Source organism: Microbacterium sp. NPDC058389 (genome assembly GCF_042722305.1).
Classification (GTDB): Bacteria; Actinomycetota; Actinomycetes; order Actinomycetales; family Microbacteriaceae; genus Microbacterium.
On sequence record NZ_JBHXJQ010000017.1, the window covers coordinates 1 to 20,736 of the forward strand.

At 70.9% G+C, this 20,736-nt stretch carries 16 protein-coding genes; 11 read left to right on the forward strand and 5 right to left on the reverse strand.

The features are described 5' to 3' along the window. Nucleotides 1-31: 31 nt before the first annotated feature. The gene (gene aspS / locus ACFWJ8_RS17745) at nt 32-1,390 is read right to left on the reverse strand and encodes an aspartate--tRNA(Asn) ligase (RefSeq protein WP_378814032.1); all 1,359 of its coding nucleotides are present in this window, start codon (nt 1,388-1,390) and stop codon (nt 32-34) included. A gap of 88 nt (nt 1,391-1,478) precedes the next feature. On the opposite strand from aspS, the gene ACFWJ8_RS17750 reads away from it, so the two are divergent. Genes ACFWJ8_RS17750 through ccsB form a run of 6 tightly spaced genes read left to right on the forward strand, consistent with a single transcriptional unit; the run spans nt 1,479 to nt 6,882 of the window. Beyond that, complete coding sequence (locus ACFWJ8_RS17750) at nt 1,479-1,898, forward strand: hypothetical protein (protein WP_378814033.1); 420 nt, start codon at nt 1,479-1,481, stop codon at nt 1,896-1,898. Nucleotides 1,899-1,946: 48 nt separating this feature from the next. Beyond that, nucleotides 1,947-2,576: a histidine phosphatase family protein gene (locus ACFWJ8_RS17755; protein ID WP_378814034.1), complete on the forward strand. Its 630-nt coding sequence runs from the start codon at nt 1,947-1,949 to the stop codon at nt 2,574-2,576. Continuing rightward, nucleotides 2,573-3,184 (forward strand): TlpA family protein disulfide reductase, encoded by a 612-nt coding sequence (locus tag ACFWJ8_RS17760; RefSeq protein ID WP_378814036.1) that lies wholly within the window; start codon nt 2,573-2,575, stop codon nt 3,182-3,184. The genes ACFWJ8_RS17755 and ACFWJ8_RS17760 overlap by 4 nt, the downstream gene beginning before the upstream one ends. Beyond that, nucleotides 3,181-4,065 (forward strand): cytochrome c biogenesis CcdA family protein, encoded by an 885-nt coding sequence (locus ACFWJ8_RS17765; protein WP_378814038.1) that lies wholly within the window; start codon nt 3,181-3,183, stop codon nt 4,063-4,065. Before ACFWJ8_RS17760 ends, ACFWJ8_RS17765 begins: the two co-directional genes overlap by 4 nt. After that, the gene (locus tag ACFWJ8_RS17770) at nt 4,046-5,812 is read left to right on the forward strand and encodes a cytochrome c biogenesis protein ResB (RefSeq protein ID WP_378814040.1); all 1,767 of its coding nucleotides are present in this window, start codon (nt 4,046-4,048) and stop codon (nt 5,810-5,812) included. Before ACFWJ8_RS17765 ends, ACFWJ8_RS17770 begins: the two co-directional genes overlap by 20 nt. A 5-nt stretch (nt 5,813-5,817) precedes the next feature. Continuing rightward, nucleotides 5,818-6,882 carry a c-type cytochrome biogenesis protein CcsB gene (gene ccsB / locus ACFWJ8_RS17775; protein ID WP_378814042.1) on the forward strand — a complete coding sequence of 355 codons (1,065 nt, stop codon included), beginning with the start codon at nt 5,818-5,820 and terminating at the stop codon, nt 6,880-6,882. A gap of 113 nt (nt 6,883-6,995) precedes the next feature. On the opposite strand, the gene ACFWJ8_RS17780 is transcribed toward ccsB, so the two are convergent. From ACFWJ8_RS17780 to ACFWJ8_RS17790, 3 genes are all read right to left on the reverse strand, one after another. Beyond that, a complete protein-coding gene (locus tag ACFWJ8_RS17780) occupies nt 6,996-7,481 on the reverse strand; it encodes a nitroreductase/quinone reductase family protein (protein WP_378814043.1) in 486 nt (161 codons plus the stop codon). Between the two features lie 210 nt (nt 7,482-7,691). Next, the gene (locus ACFWJ8_RS17785; protein WP_378814045.1) at nt 7,692-9,707 is read right to left on the reverse strand and encodes a YhgE/Pip family protein; all 2,016 of its coding nucleotides are present in this window, start codon (nt 9,705-9,707) and stop codon (nt 7,692-7,694) included. After that, entirely contained in the window at nt 9,704-12,661 is a 2,958-nt protein-coding gene (locus ACFWJ8_RS17790; protein ID WP_378814046.1) for an MMPL family transporter, read from the reverse strand. Before ACFWJ8_RS17790 ends, ACFWJ8_RS17785 begins: the two co-directional genes overlap by 4 nt. A gap of 137 nt (nt 12,662-12,798) precedes the next feature. Between ACFWJ8_RS17790 and ACFWJ8_RS17795 the strand changes: the two genes are divergently transcribed. After that, the gene (locus ACFWJ8_RS17795) at nt 12,799-13,437 is read left to right on the forward strand and encodes a TetR/AcrR family transcriptional regulator (RefSeq protein ID WP_378814048.1); all 639 of its coding nucleotides are present in this window, start codon (nt 12,799-12,801) and stop codon (nt 13,435-13,437) included. A 104-nt stretch (nt 13,438-13,541) separates the two neighbouring features. Here the strand turns inward: ACFWJ8_RS17795 and ACFWJ8_RS17800 are convergent, their stop codons facing one another. Continuing rightward, nucleotides 13,542-14,549: an o-succinylbenzoate synthase gene (locus ACFWJ8_RS17800; protein ID WP_378814050.1), complete on the reverse strand. Its 1,008-nt coding sequence runs from the start codon at nt 14,547-14,549 to the stop codon at nt 13,542-13,544. A gap of 79 nt (nt 14,550-14,628) precedes the next feature. Here ACFWJ8_RS17800 and ACFWJ8_RS17805 point away from each other — a divergent pair, with 79 nt between their 5' ends. The 4 genes from ACFWJ8_RS17805 (at nt 14,629) to metH (ending at nt 20,726) form a co-directional block, all read left to right on the forward strand. Beyond that, nucleotides 14,629-14,967, forward strand: coding sequence for a PadR family transcriptional regulator (locus ACFWJ8_RS17805; protein WP_378814052.1), 339 nt, complete (start codon nt 14,629-14,631; stop codon nt 14,965-14,967). Between the two features lie 17 nt (nt 14,968-14,984). After that, nucleotides 14,985-15,956, forward strand: coding sequence for a permease prefix domain 1-containing protein (locus ACFWJ8_RS17810; protein WP_378814054.1), 972 nt, complete (start codon nt 14,985-14,987; stop codon nt 15,954-15,956). A gap of 103 nt (nt 15,957-16,059) precedes the next feature. After that, nucleotides 16,060-16,860: an LLM class F420-dependent oxidoreductase gene (locus ACFWJ8_RS17815; RefSeq protein WP_378814056.1), complete on the forward strand. Its 801-nt coding sequence runs from the start codon at nt 16,060-16,062 to the stop codon at nt 16,858-16,860. Between the two features lie 224 nt (nt 16,861-17,084). Further along, entirely contained in the window at nt 17,085-20,726 is a 3,642-nt protein-coding gene (gene metH / locus ACFWJ8_RS17820; RefSeq protein WP_378814058.1) for a methionine synthase, read from the forward strand. Nucleotides 20,727-20,736 lie beyond the last annotated feature (10 nt).

Here is a 20,736-nt window from a genome sequence, read left to right on the forward strand (position 1 = left end):
GGTGCGCTCACGGGGCTCCGTGCGGTGCGGCTTACGGCGCGAGGCGTGTCGGGCCGCGGAACAGGTACGTGACCTCGCGGATCGAGTCCTGGCCGAGCAGCAGCATCATCACGCGCGCGAGGCCCATGCCGAACCCGCCGTGGGGCGGGGCGCCGTAGCGGAAGAAGTCGAAGTAGAAGTCGAGGTGCTCGGCACCGAGGCCCTTCTCCTTCGCCTGCTCGATCAGCACGTCGACGCGGTGCTCGCGCTGCGCGCCGGTCGTGATCTCGACGCCCTTGAAGAGCAGGTCGTACGACTTGGTGAGCCCGGTCTGCTCGTCGCGCATGTGGTAGAACGCGCGGATCTCGGGGTGGTAGTCCGTGATGAACACGAACTGGTGGCCGTAGGCCTCCTCGACATACGCCGAGATCTGGCGCTCGCCCTCGGGGTCGAGGTCGCCGTCGGTGCGCGGGATCTCGTAGCCGCGGCTCTTCACGATCTCGCGCGCCTCAGCCAGCGGGATGCGCGGGAACGGGATGCTGGGCACCTGTACCTCGAGGCCGAACAGCTCCTCGATCTCTGCGCCGTGCTTGTCCTTGACGGCCTGGAAGCCGGCCTGCAGCAGCTCCTCCTGCATCGAGGCGACGTCCTCGTGCGAGTCGATCCAGCTGATCTCGGCGTCGACCGACGTGAACTCGGTCGCGTGACGCGACGTGAACGACGGGTCGGCGCGGAACGCGGGGGCGATCTCGAAGATCTTGCCGAAGCCGGCGACCTGCGCCATCTGCTTGAAGAACTGCGGCGACTGCGCGAGGTACGCGGTCTGGTCGCCGAAGTACTCGAGCGAGAACAGCTCGGCGTTGGACTCGGATGCGGACGCCATGAGCTTCGGCGAGTGCACCTCGATGTAGTCGCGCTCGATCCAGTACGAGCGGAACGCGTGCTCGAGCGTCGTCTGCACGCGGAAGATGAGGTTGTTGCGACGCTGACGCAGGTCGAGGAAGCGCCAGTCCATGCGCTTGTCGAGTCCCGAATCGGCCGCGATCGGCGTCTCGGGCAGTGCCGCGGCAGCGATGTCGAGGGCGCCGATCTTGATCTCGACGCCGCCGAGCTTGACGCGCTCGTCGTGCTTGAGCTCGCCCCGCACCGTCAGGAACGTGCCCGTGGCGAGGTTCGAGATGAGGTCGGTGAGGGCGAGGGCTGCGGCATCCTGGACTTCGGCAGGCTCAGTCGCCGCGGAGGGGTCGGCCGGGCGCGTGGCGGGATTGACCAGCTGCACGGCGCCTGTCTCGTCCCGCAGGATGACGAACTGGACCTTCTTCTGATCGCGGACGGTCTCCACCCAGCCCGACACCGAGACGGGGCCGTCGGGGAGACCCTTCAACTGTCCAACGAGAACGCGTTCACTCACGAGCGTCAAGTGTACGTGGCTGCCTGTCCCGCTCATCGCCAGGCCTTTTCTCTCGCGCGCGATAACGCCTCGCCGCTACCATGCGGGGATGACGACGCCAGAGTCCGAGCCCGTCGCCCCGGGTGCGCCCGCGCCGGTGCCGCCCGGCGCAGCAGGCTACGACGACGCGGAGCCCGCGAAGCGGCCGCTGCGGGTATGGGACATCGTCTTGACGATCGTGCTGCTGGTGGCGGATGTCGCCCTCGCCGCCATCGCGTCGTTCATGGGGGTGTTCCTCGCGATGGCGTCCGACCCGTGCGGTGTGCGCGACTGCAACTTCGACCTCATCACGGCGGGGTTCTTCGTCGGCACCATCGGGCCATGGGTGGCGCTCACGCTCACCCTCGCCGCCGCCATCGTGCTGCTGGTGCTGCGACGCATCGCGTTCTGGGTGCCGTTGGCCGGCGCCGCGCTCATCGTGCTGGTCATGGTGGCGGCGTTCGGGCTGGCCGGCGCCGGAGTCCCGTAGGGCGAACGCTCAGCCGGCCCACAGAAGACGCCCACATAGACTGGTGCGGTGCCCGCCGCTCGCCTCCATCTCGTGCGCCACGGGGAGGTCCACAACCCCTCCCGCGTGCTCTACGGGCGACTCCCCGGATACCGCCTGAGCGCCGACGGCCGGGTCATGGCGCGGCAGGCGGCCGAGTATGTGAAGTCGCTCGAGCGGCCCGTCTCGGTCCTGGTCAGCTCGCCGCTGCAGCGCACGCGCGAGTCGGCCGAGCCGTTCACCGAGCTCTTCGGCATCGAACCGGTCATCGACGACCGCGTGATCGAGCCCACCAACGTGTTCGAGGGCAAGCGCATGAAGAAGGCGCTCGCCAACCCGCTCAACTGGCGCCACCTGCGCGCCCCCGGCGTCCCCAGCTGGGGCGAGCCGTACGCCCGGGTGGTAGCGCGCATGCGCGCAGCGATGAAGGATGCCTGGTTCGCGGCCCCGTCGGGCGACGTCGTCGTCGTCTCGCACCAGCTGCCGATCTGGGTGACGCATCTCGCCGTCGCAGGCGAGCCGTTCAAGCACGACCCGCGGCGCCGGCGCTGCGCGCTGTCGAGCGTCACGAGCTTCGAACTGGTGAACGGGACATGGACCGAGGTCGGCTACGCCGAGCCGGCGACGACGGCCGGTGCCGTGGATGTGGGGGCGGTATGAGTCGGGGCTTCGGGAAGATCCGGGCGGCGGCATCCCTCGTCCTCAGCGCGGTGCTGATCGCGGGGCTCGCGGCGTGCGCCAGCGACCCGCTCGCCGATCAGTACCGCGAGGGCGACAACAAGGGCTTCGTCGCGTCGGACGGGTTCAAGGTCGTCGAGATCAAGCCCGCCGACCGCGAGGACCCTGTCGCGTTCGAGGGCGTGCTCGACAACGGCGAGAAGACCACGAGCGCCGACTACGCGGGGGACGTGACGGTCGTGAACTTCTGGTACGCCGCGTGCGCGCCATGCCGTGTCGAGGCGCCCGAGCTCGTCAAGGTGTACGACTCGTTCGACGGCCAGGACGTGAAGTTCCTCGGCGTCAACCTCTATGACGGCGCCGAGACCTCGCAGGCCTTCGCCAAGAAGTTCGGTGTCGAGTACCCGAGCGCGCTGACCACCGTCGACGGGTCGATCAAGCTCGCGTTCGCCGGCTCGACGCCCCTCAACGCCGTGCCCGTCACGCTCGTGCTCGACAAGGAGGGGCGCGTCGCGGCCCGCCTCATCGGGCAGATCGAGGAGTCGACGATCCTCGAGACCCTCGTGCGCGAGACGCTGGAGGAGTCGTGAACCTCGGCGAACTCGTCGCAGACGGCTCGCTGCTCGTCGCGATCCCGATCGCCGTCCTGGCCGGTGCGATCTCGTTCCTCTCGCCGTGCGTGCTGCCGCTCGTGCCCGGCTACCTGGGGTTCATCGGCGGGGCCGTCGCGCCGCGTCCGGCCGGTGCGACGGCTCCGTCGTCGAAGCGACGGGACGCATCGGCGATCCCGGCTGCGTACGGCGCCGATCCAGCGATCGAGCCCGGTGCTGTGACACAGGCGACCGGATTCGCGGCCCCGGCGGCGGCGCCCTCGGGCGCCATCGACGCCCCGGCCCGTGGCCGCCTGCTGCTCGGCGTGCTGCTGTTCATCGCGGGCTTCACGGTCGTGTTCGTCAGCATGGCGATGCTCGGCGGCACCGTCGGACGCTTCTTCCTCGAGTACGCCGACATCATCACGCGCGTGCTCGGGGTGCTCATCATCGCGATGGGGCTCGTGTTCATCGGCTGGTTCGGGCTCGCGCAGCGCATCGCGCGCCCGCAGGTGCGCGGCAACCTCGGGCTGATCGGCGCGCCGCTCCTCGGCATCGCGCTCGCGATCGGGTGGGCCCCGTGCATCGGCCCGACGCTCGCCGTGATCCTCACGATGTCGTTCGACTCGGGCTCGGTCGGCCGTGCGGCGCTCCTGGGCGTCGCGTACTCGCTGGGGCTCGGCATCCCGTTCCTTCTCATCACGCTCGGATTCGGCTGGGCGACGCGCTCGGTCACCTTCGTGCGTCGCCACATCCGCGTCGTCAACCTCATCGGCGGCGGTCTGCTCATCATGCTGGGTCTCCTCATGGTGACCGGCGTGTGGACCGCCGTGATGGCACAGCTCCAGGGGGTGTTCTCCGGTGTCCCGGCCCCGCTCTGACTCCGAGACCTCGGCGGATCCGCTCCGCCCCGCCGACCACGCCGACGGCACAGGCGCGGCGGCCGAGGCATCCGACGACATCACGCAGCCCGCGCTGGGCGTCGTCGGCTGGCTGCGCTGGGGGTGGCGTCAGCTCACCTCGATGCGCACCGCCCTCGTGCTGCTGCTGCTGCTCGCGATCGCCGCGGTGCCGGGCTCGCTCGTGCCGCAGCGCAGCGCCGACCCCAACGGCGTGCGCCAGTACTTCGTCGACAACCCCGACCTCGCGCCGGTGCTCGACAAGCTGAGCCTGTTCGACGTGTACACGTCGCCGTGGTTCTCGGCGATCTACATCCTGCTGTTCATCTCGCTCGTGGGCTGCGTGATCCCGCGCACGAAGCACCACTTCAAGGCCATGCGCGCGAAGCCGCCGCGCACGCCCGCGCGCCTGTCGCGCCTGGACGCCCACCGCTCCGAGATCCTCGAGTACGCCGACGACGTGGATGCCGAGGCCGCCGCAGCCGCGGCGGTGGACGCTGCGCAGCAGCAGCTGCGCAAGTCCGGGTACCGCGTCGAGCGCTACGACTCCGCCCAGGCGCTGTCGGTGTCGGCCGAGCGCGGATACCTGCGCGAGACCGGCAACCTGGTCTTCCACGGGGCGCTCGTGGGCGTGCTGCTCGCGGTCGGCATCGGCGGCGGGTTCACGTACACCGGCCAGACGGTGATCATCGAGGGCCGCACGTGGGTCAACACGATGCTGGACTACACGTCGTTCAACCCAGGCCGCTTCGTCGACGAGGATGCCTTGACGCCCTACGCGCTGACACTCGACCGGTTCGACGTAACGTACCAGCCGAGCGGATCGCAGGGCGCCGGCATGGCGGGCGACTTCGTCGCCAACCTCACCACGCAGTACGCGGGTGAGAAGACGGCGAAGGGCGAGGTGCGCGTCAACCACCCGCTCGATATGGCCGGCGACCGCGTCTACCTCATGGGCAACGGGTACGCCCCGACCCTCACCATCCGCGACGCGGACGGCGAGATCGTCTTCTCCGAGGCCGTGCCCTTCCTGCCGCAGGACACGAACATGACCTCGCTCGGCGTCATCAAGGTGCCCGACGGCCTCAGCGACCAGGTGGGCCTCGTCGGCTTCTTCTACCCGACGCAGGTGAAGCTCGACAGCGGCGCCTACACCTCCAGCTACCCGGCGCTCATCAACCCGGTCGTGACGCTCGACGTGTACGTCGGCGACCTCGGCATCGACGGCGGCGTGCCGAAGTCGGTGTACACGCTCGACACGAGCGACATGGACAAGCTCACCGGCGTCGGGACCGACGTGAAGTCGCTCGAGCTCGCCCCCGGCGAGACCGCGGACCTGCCCGGCGGGCGCGGCACCGTCACCTTCGAGAACGAGGCGCCCGCGGGCGCAGAGGGCTACGACGGATCGGTCAAGCGGTACGTCTCGCTGTCGATCCACCGTGATGCCGCCGCCACGTGGGTGCTCGTCTTCGCGGTGCTCGCGCTCGCCGGCCTGCTCGCCGCGCTGTTCGTGCCGCGACGGCGCATGTGGGTCAAGGCCGTCGTCCAGGGGCACACGGTGCACCTCGAGTACGCCGGACTCGCCCGTGGCGAGGACCCGACGCTCGCGGCGGCCGTCGACCAGTTCGCCGTGAAGCACCTCGCCTCGCTGGCGGGAGCCGCCCCGACCGGCGGTGCCGGCAGGGCCGCGGCATCCACTCTGTCCGAAACCACCCCCGACGTAGACTGAGGATCATGCCCGACGCCACCCCCTTCTCACTCGACTCGGTCTCGGTGCTCCTGGTCTGGACGGCCATCGCGATCTACGCCCTCGCGTTCATCGCGTACACGGTCGACCTGTCGCGCCGGGGCGCGGTCGCGGCCGACGCGAAGGACGCCGCGGCGAAGGTCGCACGCGAGCGCGAGCTCGTCACCGCGGGGGGCTATGCCGGTGCAAGCTCGGTCGACGCGCTGCGCGCGCAGGAGACGGCGTCCGAGGCGGCGCTGAACGCTCCCGTCGGCCGTCGTGAGCGTCTCGTGTGGGCGCGCATCGGCACGGCGCTGACGGTGCTCGGCTTCCTGTTCCACGTCGGCGGCGACGTGACCCGCGGCATCGCCGCCGGGCGGGTGCCGTGGTCCAACATGTACGAATTCGCCCTCACCGGGACGATGCTCATCGTCGCGGTGTACCTCGGTGTGCTCTTCCGCTATGACCTGCGGTTCCTCGGGACATTCATCACGGGTCTCGTGGTGGTGCTGCTGGGTGGCACGGCCATCTGGTTCTACACCGACATCGTGCCCCTGATGGACCCGCTGAAGTCGGTCTGGCTCGTCATCCACGTGTTCGTCGCATCCCTGTCGACGGCCATCTTCGCGCTCGCGTTCGGGTTGTCTGTGCTGCAGCTCATGCAGGCCAGACGCGAGCGGAAGGTCGCCGTCGCGGCGACGGCCGAGGCGTCCGCCAGTGCCGTCAAGACCGGCCCCGGATTCCTCCGCACGCTCCCCAGCGCCGATGCGCTCGAGTCCCTCGCGTACCGCTTCGCGATCATCGGCTTCATCTTCTGGACGTTCACGCTCATCGCCGGATCGATCTGGGCCAACGACGCGTGGGGCCGCTACTGGGGCTTCGACACCAAGGAAGTCTGGACGTTCGTCATCTGGGTGCTCTACGCCGGGTACATCCATGCGCGGGCGACGCGCGGCTGGCGCGGGTCGCGATCGGCCTGGCTGTCGATCATCGGCTTCACGGCGGTGCTGTTCAACTTCACGATCGTGAACATGTTCTTCAAGGGCCTGCACGCGTACTCCGGCCTGAACTGACGCGTCCTTCCGCAGCAGTCCGTCCGCGGAGGCGAGCGAGGCCGTCCCGCAGACCCCGGTGAGCTCGCGGTCGGCGTCCCCCGACCGTCCCGACCCGGCCCGCACTCTCCTCGTCAGCGTGCGGGCGAGAGCACCACGACCGGGGTCTCGCGGCTGCGGAGCGCCGCGTGCGCGTCGAGGTCCTCGCCGCCGTCCAGAGTCCGGTAGACCGCCCACAGGCGTTCGCGCTCGGCGCCTTCCGCCGCATGCGCGACGATGTCGCGCGAGCCGTCCGGCAGGTCGACCGATGCCGTCGGTGTCGCCTGGAGATTCAGCCACCACGCCGGCGGCGGGTCGCCCCATCCGTTCATCGCGAGGGTCACCAGGTCGTCGCCGTCCTCGAAGTACGCGAGGATCGCGACGCGCGCCTTGCCGGACCGGCGCCCGATCGTGTGCAGCCGCATCATGCCCCACACGGCGGGGGTCGGATGCCGCAGCCCCAGCCGGCCACCCGTCACGCGATACAGCCCCCGGTGCACGACCCACGCCGTCCGGATGAACCAGCGCGGCGGAAGCTTCGCGTCGCCCTGCGGCGTTCCGGCTCGTTCGGGGGAGCTCACGCCTCGATCCTGGCCCGCGCCATCGGCCTCGGCAAGCGCCGGCCTCCGTGCACGACGGGACGGGATGTCGCCGGGGGACGATCAGCGGCCGGGGTTCGGTCCTCCGTCGCGGCATCCCCTCCGCACACGACAGCATCGGGAGCGAGGGGATGCCGCACACGACGCCGCCCCGGCCGCGAAGACGACCGGGGCGGCGTGGAGGCCTGCAGATCAGGCGGTGACGGGCGTCGTCTTCAGGAGGGCGCGCGCCGACGTGGTGCGACGGCGGGCGACGGCCAGCATGGTCGCGGCGAGGGCCAGGAGGGTCCAGATCACGAGTCCGGCGAACGCCGCGCCGAGTCCCGATGCTGACGTGAGCGCCGCGACCATGCCCTGGTAGGCGGCCGAGGTCGGCAGGAGGCCGGCGATGCTCGAGAGCACATTCGGCACGGTCGAGACGATGCCGGTGGCGACGGTGAGCACGCCCACGAGGGCCGCGATCCAGCGCCCGGCTCCGCCGAAGACCGCGACCAGTGCCTGGTTGACGGCCGCGAAGGCGATGCCCGCGACGACGCACACCGCGGCGAACGCCCACCATTCACCCCACGAGTACGACGCGGCCAGCTGCACGACGCCCGCGACGAGCAGGCCCTGCAGCGCGCCGAGTCCGGCCGCGGGGGCGTAGGCGCGCAGCGCCAGCAGCGCCGACGGCTTGCGCGAGGTGAGCGCGCGGCGCGACACCGCCTGGAGGGCGATGAAGGTGCCGAGGCCGCCGAACCACAGTGCGAGCGTCGCCAGCAGGGGGATCGCGGACGCGCCGAAGAGCGACGTGCCGACGCCGTCGGTCTCGACCGGGTCGGCGACGACGGTCGCGAGGTCGGTCGCCTGCTGGTCGGTGTACGAGGGGATCGACGTCGACGCCGTGTGGAGTCCGTCGGCCAGGGTGGCGGTGCCGTCGGCGAGCTGAGCCACGCCGTCGGCGAGGCTCGTGGCACCGGACGCGGCCTGGGTCGCACCGTCGGCGAGCTGTGCCGAACCGCTGGCGAGACCGTTCGCGCCGTTCTGGATGCCGGTCGCCCCGGTCGCGAGTCCGCCCGCGCCCGCGGCGGACTGGTCGATGCCGCCCGCGATCTGCGTCAGACCACCGCTCAGCGTCGCCACGCTCGAGCCGATCGTGCGGAATTGGCCGACGAACTCGGCGGTCGCGGCGGTGTTGAACTGGGCGAGGCCGTCCGAGACGCCGGTGGCTGCGGCATCCGCGCCGGTAGCCGCTTCGAGCAGGGTGTCGCAATACGCCTGTGCTGCGCCGCTCGCGGCGCACTGCTGTGCGATCTGGAGCACGCCCGCCGACGCCTGCGCCGAGAGGCCGGCGCCCTCGGTCAGCTGCTCCGGCACGATCCCCGTCTGCTCCAGCTGGTCGGCGCCGGCGTTGACGCCGTCGGCGAGCTGCTGCGCACCAGAGGCCGCTTCGCGGGTCTTGCCGGCGATCGTCGTCAGGCCCGACTGCAGCTGCGTGGCGCCGCCCGAGAGCTGGGCCGCGCCGTCGGCGAGCTGCGTCGCTCCGCTCGCGAGCTGCGTGTTCCCGTCGGCGATCTGCGTGATGCCCGACGGCAGCTGAGCCGCACCGTCGGCGGCCTGGGTGGCGCCGTCGGCGAGCTGCGTGGCGCCGTCGGCAGCCGTGCCGAGCTGGTCGCCCAGCGTCGTGAAGCCGAGGAACACGTTCTCGAGGTACACCTCGGAGAGCTGCGTGCCCATGCTGGATGCCGCCACCGACGCGACCTGGGCCGTGATGGCGTCGTCGACGATGAGGCTGTCGGGCGGCGTCGTGACCTGGATGGTCGCCTTCTCGGGGGTCTCGCCCGGCTGGGTCGAGGTCGCCGCCGCCGAGAAGTTCTCGGGGATGGTGATGACCGCCGCGTACGTGCCGTCGGCGAGGCCCGCGGCCGCGTCGTCCGCGTTCGAGATCGTCCAGGTGAGGTTGCTGTCGACGTCGTCGGAGCCCTCGACCAGTCCGGCGGTCAGCTGGCGGCCGAGCGGCACCAGCTGGTCGTTGATCGTGACGGGCTCGTCCTCGTTCACGACTGCAGCCGTGAGGCTGTCGAGCCGTTCGGTCGGGTTGTAGAGGGCGGCCACGAGGATGCCGCCGATGACGACGGGCAGCAGCAGGACGCCGATGAGCGTCAGCCACGTCACCGGGCGGCGGGAGCGCGAGCGCTCGATGGCCGTGGTGATCCAGTTGGGGGTCATGCGTTCACCTCTGCGGTGGTGGGGGTGTGGGGGACGCCGGACTGCAGCGTCAGCGTGGACAGGTCCGGGCGGTGGACGTCGGCGAGGAGCGCCAGGGCGGCGCTGTCGGTACGCGAGGTCACGACGAGGGTGAGTGCCGGCGCGCGGTCGGCGGTCGCCCGGGCAGCGAGCGCGGCGGTGGCGTCGCGCAGCAGCGCGGCGGCCTGGTCGCGCTCGGCGGCGTCGAGGGCGTCGGCCCCGTCGATGACGACCAGTTCGGCGCGTCCCGCGAGGGCTCGGCGCAGCTCCTGCACACGATCCTCGGCGTCGCCGAGCAGCGCGAGGCCGACGTGTCCGCGCACCCAGGCCGCGCGCTCGGGCAGCAGGTGCCCGGCCACGCGCAGGCGGCCGTCGTCGGGGGCGAGTCGTCCGGCGGCGACGAGGGCGAAGGCCCGCGTCGCGCGGGGGTCGCCGGTCGCGACGAGGGTCCCGCCCGGCTCGACGCGGAAGGTCGCGCCTTCGAACAGCGAGACCTCGCCGAGCGAGCGCCCGCCGTCGGCGTGCACGCCGACGGCGTCGCCGACGACGACCGCGGTCGTGCCGGGCTCGGGCCAGTCGGCCAGCGAGAGCTCGCGCTCGACGGCCTCGCCCTCGATGTCGAAGTGGGGGAGGATGCGGTCGAGCCAGCGCGGCATCCACCACGCCTTGGCGCCGAGGAGCGCCATCACGGCCGGGACCAGGGTCATGCGCACGAGGAACGCATCGATCGCGATGCCGGCGGCGAGACCCAGCGCGATGGGCTTGATGGACGAGTCGCCCTCGGGCACGAACGCGGCGAACACGGCGAACATGATGACGGCGGCCGCGGTCACGACGCGCGCCGATGCGGTGAAGCCCGAGCGCACCGCGCCGATCGCGATGTCGCGGTCGCTGCGCGTGGCGTGCGCGGCGGCGCTCGCGTTCGAACCGCGGCGCGCGTGGACGTAGTCCTCACGCATGCGGCTGACGAGGAACACCTGGTAGTCCATCGCGAGGCCGAACAGCACGCCCATGAGGATGATCGGCATGAAGCTGATGACCGGGCCGGTCTTGTCGACGTGCAGCAGGTCGGCGCCCCAGCCCCACTCGAACACCGCGGCGACGACGCCGAACGCGGCGAGCACCGACAGCAGGTAGCCGAGCGCCGCCGTCAGCGGCACCCAGATCGAGCGGAACACGATCATGAGCAGGATCAGCGACAGCCCGACGACGAAGATCCCGAACGGCAGCAGCGCGGCGCCCAGCAGGTCGGAGATGTCGATGCCGACGGCCGTGAAGCCCGTGACGAGCAGGTCGACGCCGTACTCGTCCTGCAGGTCGGGCGCGAGGTCGCGCAGCGCGCGCACGAGGTCGGCCGTGGCGGGGTCGTCGGGCGCCGTCTCGGGGATGATCTGGATGAGCCCGGTGTCGGCGGTCTCGTTGGGGGTTGCGAGCGCGACCTCCTTGACGCCCGGCACCTTCTCGATCTCGGCCTTGAGGTCGGCCATGAGCCCGAGCGGGTCGGTCGAGGTGACGATCGTGCCCGTCATGATGAGGGGGCCGTTCGCGCCCGGGCCGAAGTGCTCGGCGGTCAGGTCGTATGCCTGGCGGGCCTGGCTCGACTCGGGCTGCTGGCCCGCGTTGGGCAGCGCCAGCGCGAGGCTGCCGGCGGGGATCGCGACGACGCCGAGCGTGATGACGACGGCGAGCGTGGTGACGAGCGGATGCTTCGTCACGAGCATGACCCAGCGGTTCGGCTTCTTGGCTGCCGGTGTCGCGACGGCCTGCGCGCGGGTCGCGGGGCGGGTGCCGGCCGGCGCCTCGTCGCGCGCCTCGGCGTCGTCAGCCTGGGCGGCGTCGGCCTGGGTGGCGTCGGCGGCGGCTTCCCGTCGGGCGCCGGGGAGCGGCATCCCTCGGCGCTTCCTGCCGTGGCCCCACCCGGCGACGCGCTCCTTCGCGAACCCGAGCAGCGCGGGGGTGAGGGTGATCGCGACCACGACGGCGATCGCGACGGCGACGGCCGCGGCGATGCCCATCGTGGTGAGGAAGGGGATGCCCGCGAAGCCGAGGCCGACGAGTGCGATGAGCACCGTCACTCCGGCGAAGACGACGGCCGAGCCGGCGGTGCCGGTGGCGCGCGCGGCCGACTCCTCGGGGTCTTCTCCGGCGCGCACCTGGTCCTGATGTCGGGCGACGATGAAGAGGGCGTAGTCGATGCCGACCGCCAGTCCCAGCATGATCGCGAGCATCGGCGTGGTCGACGAGATCGAGGCGAACGCGGTCGAGACGTAGATGAGTGCGATCGCGAGGCCGACGCCGATCAGTGCCGAGACGAGCGGGAACCAAGCCACGGCGAACGAGCGGAACGTCACGATGAGGACGAACAACGCGATCAGCACGCCGACTGCTTCGATGAGCGAGAGCGCGGGCACCGACATCGAGAACAGGTCGCCCCCCATCGCGACCTGGGAGCCGGCGGGCAGCTCGTCGCGGAGGTCGGCGGCGACGTCCTCGAGCTGCGCCTTGGTCTCGTCCGAGACGTCGGTGGACTGCCCGTCGAACTGCAGTCGCACGATGGCGGCCGACTCGTCGTCGGCGACCATGCCGCTGACCATCTCGTCGTACGGGTCGGTCACGGCGATCACGCCGTCGATGTCTTCGAACTGCGACACGGCGTCGCCGATGTCGCTCTTGTAGGGGTCGGCGGTGACGTCGTCACCGTCCGCGACGACCACCACCATCTGCGCGCTGGTGCCGCTGGCCTGCGGGAAGCTGCGGTCCAGCAGCTCGATGCCCTCCTGGGCCTCGGTGCCGGGGATCGTGAACGAGTTGTCGGTGCCCTTCATGAACACCGCGGCGCCGGCGCCGGCCAGTGCGAGCAGCAGCAGCCACGAGACGAGCACGCGCCATGGGTGGCGGTACGACCAGCGGCCGAGCGCATACAGGACAGTCGACACAGCGCATCCTCCGGGATCACGGGTGAGAGGTTCGGGAACTGTCGATACAGCGCTGTATCGGATACATGAGTGTATCGTAAGGCGGGTTCGCCGCCCGAACCTGAGTAGTCCGTGTGAGACTGGCGGAGAGGAGAACCATGACCGACACCCAGACGGCAGACAGTGCCGTCACGTCCCCCCGTCGCGAGGCGACACGGCAGAAGCTGCTGGATGCCGCGGCCCTCGTCTTCGCCGAGGTCGGCGTCGACGCCGCCGCCGTCGAGGCGATCTGCGAGCGCGCGGGTTTCACGCGCGGGGCGTTCTACTCCAACTTCGAGACGAAGGACGAGCTGATGCTCGCGCTCACCGAGCGCGTCGCCGGCGAGAAGATCGACGAGGTCGCCGAGCGCGTTGCGGTGCTGCAGGCCCGAGGCGAGGACCTCGAGCCCGGCGCGCTGGTGCGTCAGCTGCTCGACGCGGCGTTCGACAAGAAGCAGGGCATCCTGCTCACGAGCGAGATCCGCACGCGCGCCATGCGGGACCCGCGCCTGGCGCAGACCTACATCGCCTGGCAGACCGGGCTCGTCGAGCGAGTGGGCTCGTTCATCGAGAGCCTCGCGCAGACCTACGGGTTCCGGCTGCGCGTGCCCGCGACCGAGTTCGCAGGCCTCATCATCCAGACGTGGGAAGACACGTCGGCGTTCGCCGTCATGACCGGACTCGCCGCCGAGGAGGCACACACCCTCGTCAACGAGCGCACCGCCCGGCTCGCGACCGCCCTCGTCGACCCGGTCTGACCGACGCGTTTCGTCTGCGCGCGCCAGCGCGCCCTCCGCTCAACGACCGGCACGGTCGTTGAGCGAGCGAGGAACGAGCGAGACGAAACGCCCCGGCCGGACGGTCAGCCTCGGTCCCGCACGGCGAGCACGTCGTAGCAGCGAGCCACGCGGTCGAGCCACCACTGTCGACGCTCGACGGGCGCGGCGTGCTCTGCCAGCAGTGACTCATCGGGGGTCACGCGGCCGACCGCCAGCATCCCCTCCTGCGGCGCCAGCGGAGGTTCCGCGACGTCGGCGGTGAACAGCGACGCCGTGCCGAGGCCGCAGTCGTAGTCGAGGCGGGGGAGGGCTGCGGCCAGCGCGACGCCCATCGACAGCCCGACGGAGGTGTCGAGGGCGCTCGACACGATCGCCGGCAGTCCCGCCTCGGCCACGATCGCCAGCGCGCGGCGAACTCCTCCGAGCGGCTGCACCTTGATGACGAGCAGGTCGGCGGCACCGGCGCGCGCGACCGCGAGGGGGTCGTCCGCCTTGCGGACGCTCTCGTCGGCCGCGATGGGGATGTCCATGTACTTCACCCGTCCCCGCAGCTCGGCGAGCTCGTCGACGCTCGCGCACGGCTGCTCGGCGTACTCGAGGTCGAACTCGGCCAGTGCGTGCAGGGCGCGTTCGGCCTCGTCGACGTTCCAGCCGCCGTTGGCGTCTATGCGCACGCGGCCCTCGGGTCCCATGCTCTCGCGCACGGCGCGCACACGGGCGATGTCGTCGGCCAGACGCTGTCCGGGTTCGGCGACCTTCACCTTGGCCGTCCGGCATCCGTCGAATCTCGCGAGCACGCCCGGCACCGCGGCGGCGGGCACGGCCGGCACGGTCGCGTTGACCCCGACCGTGTCGCGGAGCGGTTCGGGGCGCGGCATCCACGCGTCCTCGATCGAGGCCGACAGCCACGCGGCGGACTCGGCGTCGTCGTACTCGGCGAAGGGGGAGAACTCGGACCAGCCCTCGGGGCCTTCGAACAGCAGGGCCTCGCGGACGTCGATGCCGCGGAAGCGGGTCGCGAGCGGCAGTGCCACCACCCGTGCGGTGCGGAGGATCTCGTCGAGCGGAGGGAGGGCGGCGTCGGGGCTCACGCGTCCATCCTGCAACCTGCGCGAGAAAACATTGATGTGCTGTTGACTATAGTGTGTGACACACAGTACAGTGTGAGACATGAGCGAATCCGAGATCCTCGAGACGCACCTGCAGGAGCTGCGGCGCGGCACGGTCGTGCTGGCCTGCCTGCGCCTCCTCGAGACGCCCGGCTACGGCTACGGGCTGCTCGAAGAGCTCGGGGACCGCGGCTTCCCCACCGATGCGAACACGCTGTACCCGCTGCTGCGCCGCCTCGAGAAGCAGGGGTTCCTGACGAGCGAGTGGAACACCGACGAGGCGCGACCCCGCAAGTTCTACCGCACCAGTGCCGCCGGCACACGCCTCGCCGGCGCGCTGACCGACGACTTCCACGCGATCGCGACCGCGATCGACGGCCTCGACACCGACGACCTGTGAACACCAGGGAGAACGCCATGACCACCGACACCCTCACCGACCGCTACGTCGATGCCGCGATGCGGACCGTCCGCGAGGACCAGCGCGCCGATCTCGCCACCGAGCTGCGCGGCTCCATCGACGACCAGATCGAGGCGCGCATCGCCGAAGGCGCCGACCCCGAGTCCGCCGAACGCGCCGTCCTCACCAACCTCGGCGACCCCGACCTGCTGGCCGCCGGCTACACCGGCCGCCAGCTGCACCTGATCGGACCCCGCTACTACCTCGACTGGTGGCGCCTGCTCAAGCTGCTGCTGTGGATCGTCCTGCCGTGCGCGGCGTTCGGCGTCGCCCTCGGCCAGGTCCTCAGCGGCGCGACGGTGGGCGAGACGATCGGCAGCGCCGTCGTGGCCGTGCTGACCGCCGCCCTCCACGTCACGTTCTGGACGACGCTCGTCTTCGTCGTCCTGGAGCGCACGGGCCACGAGTCGATGGAAACCGGTCCCTGGACCCCCGACCGGCTGCCCGAGCCGCGCCAGCGCGGTGCCGGGCTCGGCGACATGATCGCCTCGATCGCGTTCCTGCTGATCATGGCCGGCGTCGTGCTGTGGGACCACTTCATCGGCCTCGTCCCCACCGAGCCCGGGCTGTCCTTCCTCGACGACGGGCTGTGGCCGTGGTGGATCACCGCGCTGTTCGCCGTGATGGCGCTGGAGGCGGTGCTGGCGATCGCGGTGTACGGCGTCGGACGCTGGACCGTGCCGCTGGCCGTGGCCAACGGCATCCTGAACCTCCTCATCGCGGTGCCGGCACTGTGGCTGCTCGGGACCGGCCGGCTCCTCAACCCCGACTTCTTCCCGACGATCATCGAGGGCTCCGACGGCGCCGAGGTGCAGACCATCATCGCCGCGATCATCGGGTTCGCGATCGTCGCGGTCGCGATCTGGGACACGACGGACGCCGCCCTCAAGGCGGCCAGGGCGCGGCGCGCCTCGGCGGTCCTCGACTGAGGACCACTGCCCGGATGCGGACCCGATCGTGCGATCGGGTCCGCATGTCGGCAGATCTCCTCAAACGAGGAGGCACCCCTCCGGCCGGCCCTAGTCTTTCCCCATGCCCCTCCTCGACATTCCCGTGCGCTTCGGCGTGCAGATCCAGCCTCAGCACACCCCGTACGACGGGATCCGCGACGCCGTCCGCCGGCTCGAGGACCTCGGCGTCGACATCCTCTTCAACTGGGATCACTTCTTCCCCCTGTCGGGGGACCCCGACGGCCTGCACTTCGAGTCGTGGACGATGCTCGGCGCCTGGGCGGAGCAGACCGAGCGCGTCGAGTTCGGCGCCCTGGTCAACTGCAACAGCTACCGCAACGCCGACCTGCAGGCCGACATGGCCCGCACGATCGACCACATCTCGGCCAAGGGCGGCGACACCGGCCGCTTCATCTTCGGCACGGGCGCCGGGTGGTTCGAGCGCGACTACGAGGAGTACGGCTACGAGTTCGGCACCCCGGGTTCGCGTCTGAACGACCTCGCCGCCGGCCTGGAGCGCGTCGAGGCCCGCTGGGCGAAGCTCAACCCGCAGCCCACGCGCAGGATCCCGGTCATGATCGGCGGCAAGGGCGAGCAGAAGACGCTGCGGCTGGTCGCGCGTCACGCCGACATCTGGCACAGCTTCGTGCGGCCGGAGGAGATCGCGCACAAGGTCGAGGTCATCGAGCGCTGGGGGGAGCGCGAGGAGCGCGACACCGCGAACCTCGTGATCTCGAACGAGGTCTACGGTCACGGCGTCGAGCACGCCGACGCGCTCTACGACGCCGGTGCGCGCCTCATCACCTTCGGCTTCCGCGGCCCCGACTTCGACTTCGACCTCGTCGAGTCCTGGCTGCGCTGGCGCGACGGCAAGAACGCCTGACGCCCGCACCCGCGCTGCGCGCTCGCGTCGGCACTCTGGCGTCGAGTGCGCAGGTTCCCGCCGAGACTGCACGTCGTTGACGTCGGAGTCATGCTGATTCGGCGATACCGCACGTACTCGACGGGAGAGAAGAGGGGCGGGATGCTGTGCGCCCGGGTGCGGCGGGGCCAGAGGTGTCCGTCACGGACGGGGCCCGGAGGTCGCCGCGCGACTAAAATCGCGGGGTGACCGCCGTTTCGCTCGCCCCACGCTTCGCCCTCGACATCGACGGTGTGCCCCGCCCCGAGCGCGCGGAGCGCTTGCTCGACGCGGTGCGCAACCGTGTCGTGATCGCGGACGGCGCCATGGGCACGATGCTGCAGCGCCACGATCTCACCATCGAGGGCGACTTCCAGGGGCTCGAAGGCTGCAACGAGATCCTCAACGTGTCGCGCCCCGACGTCGTCGGCGCGATCCACGACGCGTACCTCGAGGTCGGCGTCGATGCGGTCGAGACGAACACGTTCGGTGCGAACTGGTCGAACCTCGACGACTACGGCATCGTCGACCGCATCGCCGAGCTCGCCGAGAAGGGCGCCCGCATCGCGCGCGAGCGCGTCGAGGCGGCCGAAGCGGCCGACGGCCGCGAGCGGTGGGTGCTCGGCTCGATGGGGCCGGGCACGAAGCTCCCGAGCCTCGGCCACACCACGTACGACAACCTGAAGCAGACGTTCGCGCTGCAGGCCGAGGGCCTGATCGACGGCGGCGCCGACGCGTTCCTGGTCGAGACCAGCCAGGACCTGCTGCAGACCAAGGCCGCCATCAACGGCTGCCGCCAGGCGATCGTGAGCCGCGGCATCCGTCTTCCGATCTTCGTCGAGGTGACGGTCGAGACCACCGGCACCATGCTGATGGGGTCCGAGATCGGCGCTGCCCTCACCGCGATCGAGCCGCTCGGCGTCGACGCCATCGGCCTCAACTGCGCCACCGGCCCGACCGAGATGAGTGAGCACCTGCGGCACCTGTCGAAGCACGCCACGGTGCCGATCGCGTGCATGCCCAACGCGGGCCTTCCTGTGCTCGGCGCGAACGGCGCCCACTATCCGCTGTCGCCCGCGGAGCTCGCGACGGCGCACGAGCAGTTCGTGCGCGAGTTCGGCCTCGGGCTGATCGGCGGATGCTGCGGCACGACGCCCGAGCACCTCGCCGCCGTCGTCGAGCGGCTGCGTCCGGTCGGCGGCCCCGCCGCCCGCGTCGTGCACGGACCGGAGCTCGACCCGGGCGTGGCATCGCTGTACCAGCACGTGTCGTTCCAGCAGGACGCGTCGTACCTCGCGATCGGCGAGCGCACCAACGCCAACGGGTCGAAGGCGTTCCGCGAGGCGATGCTCGAGGGCCGCTGGGACGACTGCGTCGAGATCGCCCGCGACCAGATCCGCGTGGGCGCGCACCTGCTCGACGTCTGCACCGACTATGTCGGCCGCGACGGCGCCGCCGACATGCGCGAGGTCGTGTCGCGCCTCGCGAGCGCCTCGACGCTGCCGCTCGTCGTCGACTCGACCGAGCCGCGCGTGATCCAGGCAGGCCTGGAGCTGATCGGCGGGCGCCCGGTCGTGAACTCCGTGAACTACGAGGACGGCGACGGTGCGGCATCCCGATTCGGGCGCATCATGCCGCTGGTCAAGGAGCACGGCACCGCCGTCATCGCGCTGACGATCGACGAGCAGGGCCAGGCGCGCACGGCCGACGACAAGGTCCGCATCGCGTCGCGGCTCGTCGACGAGCTGGTGGGCGACTGGGGCATGCGGGTGAGCGACATCATCGTCGACTGCCTGACCTTCCCGATCGCCACCGGGCAGGAGGAGACCCGCCGCGACGCCATCGAGACGATCGAGGCGATCCGCCGCATCTCCGCCCTGTACCCGGGCATCAACACCACCCTCGGTGTCTCGAACGTGTCGTTCGGCCTCAACCCGGCGGCGCGCAGCGTGCTGAACTCGGCCTTCCTGCACGAAGCGGTCGAGGCCGGGCTCACCAGCGGCATCATCGATGCCGCCAAGATCGTGCCGCTCGCGTCGATCTCGGACGAGCAGCGCCAGGTCGCGCTCGACCTGGTGTGGGACCGGCGCGAGTACGATGCCGACGGCAACGTCACGTACGACCCGCTGGCACGCATGCTCGACCTGTTCGCGGGCGTCGACACCGCCGCTCTGCGCAACCAGCGAGCCGCCGAGCTCGCCGCGCTGCCGACGGGCGAGCGCCTCCAGCGGCGCATCATCGACGGCGAGGGCAAGGGCCTGGAGGCCGACCTCGACCTCGCGCGCGCCGAAGGCATGGCGCCGCTCGCCATCATCAACGACCACCTGCTGGAGGGCATGAAGATCGTCGGCGAGCGGTTCGGCGCCGGTGAGATGCAGCTGCCGTTCGTGCTGCAGTCGGCCGAGGTCATGAAGAACGCCGTCGCGCTGCTCGAGCCCCACATGGAGAAGTCCGATGCCTCGGGCAAGGGGCGCATCGTGCTGGCGACCGTCCGCGGCGACGTGCACGACATCGGCAAGAACCTCGTCGACATCATCCTCACCAACAACGGCTACGAGGTGATCAACCTCGGGATCAAGCAGCCGATCGCCGACATCATCGCCGCGGCCGAGGAGCACGACGCCGACGTCATCGGCATGTCGGGTCTGCTCGTGAAGTCGACGGTCGTCATGAAGGAGAACCTCGAGGAGCTCACGGCCCGCGGTCTCGGCACGAAGTGGCCGGTGATCCTCGGCGGCGCGGCGCTCACCCGCGCGTACGTCGAGGACGACCTCGCGGGCCTGTTCGACGGCGAGGTGCGCTACGCCCGCGACGCGTTCGAGGGGCTCGCGCTCATGGAACCGCTCGTCAAGATCGCCCGCGGGGCCTCACCCGACTCGGTCGGCCTGCCCGAGCTCAAGAAGCGCCGGCACGCCGCCGGCTCCAAGCTCACGCTGACCGAGCCCGAGGCCATGCCCGCGCGCTCGGATGTGGCCGCCGACAACCCGGTCCCGACGCCGCCGTTCTGGGGCACCCGCATCGTGCGCGGCATCGCGCTGCAGGACTACGCCGCGTTCCTCGACGAGCGCGCGACGTTCATGGGCCAGTGGGGCCTGAAGCCCGGCCGCGGCGAGGACGGTCTCTCGTACGAGCAGCTCGTCGAGACCGAGGGGCGGCCGAGGCTGCGCTACTGGCTCGACCGCATCCTCGCGGAGGGCATGCTCGACGCGTCGGTGGCGTACGGGTTCTTCCCGGTCGTGTCGGAGGGTGACGACCTGGTCGTGCTGCATCACGCCGACGACCCGACCGGCGTGCTGGGGGTGCCCGGCCTGCTCGCGCCCGATGGCGGCTCGGGCGGCCCGATCGGCACCGACCGGCTGCGCTTCCACTTCCCGCGCCAGCGACGCGACCGCCACCTGTGCCTGTCGGACTTCGTGCGCGCGCGCGAGTCGGGCCAGGTCGATGTGCTGCCGGTGCAGCTCGTGACCGCGGGCGCGGCGATCGACAAGGTCACCGCGAAGCTCTTCGCCGAGGACAGATACCGCGACTACTACGAACTCAACGGTCTCGTGATGCAGCTGACCGAGGCGCTCGCCGAGTTCTGGCACGCCCGCATCCGCTCCGAGCTCGGCTTCTCGGCGGAGGACCCGACCGACACGGCCGGCCTGTTCAAGCTCGAGTACCGCGGCGCCCGCTTCTCGCTCGGCTACCCGGCGTGCCCCGACATGGAGGACCGCCGCAAGGTCGTCGATCTGCTGCGCCCCGAGCGCATGGGCGTCGAGCTCAGCGAGGAGCTGCAGCTGCACCCCGAGCAGTCGACCGACGCGTTCGTCTTCCATCACCCCGAGGCGAAGTACTTCTCGGTCTGACTCGCTGACA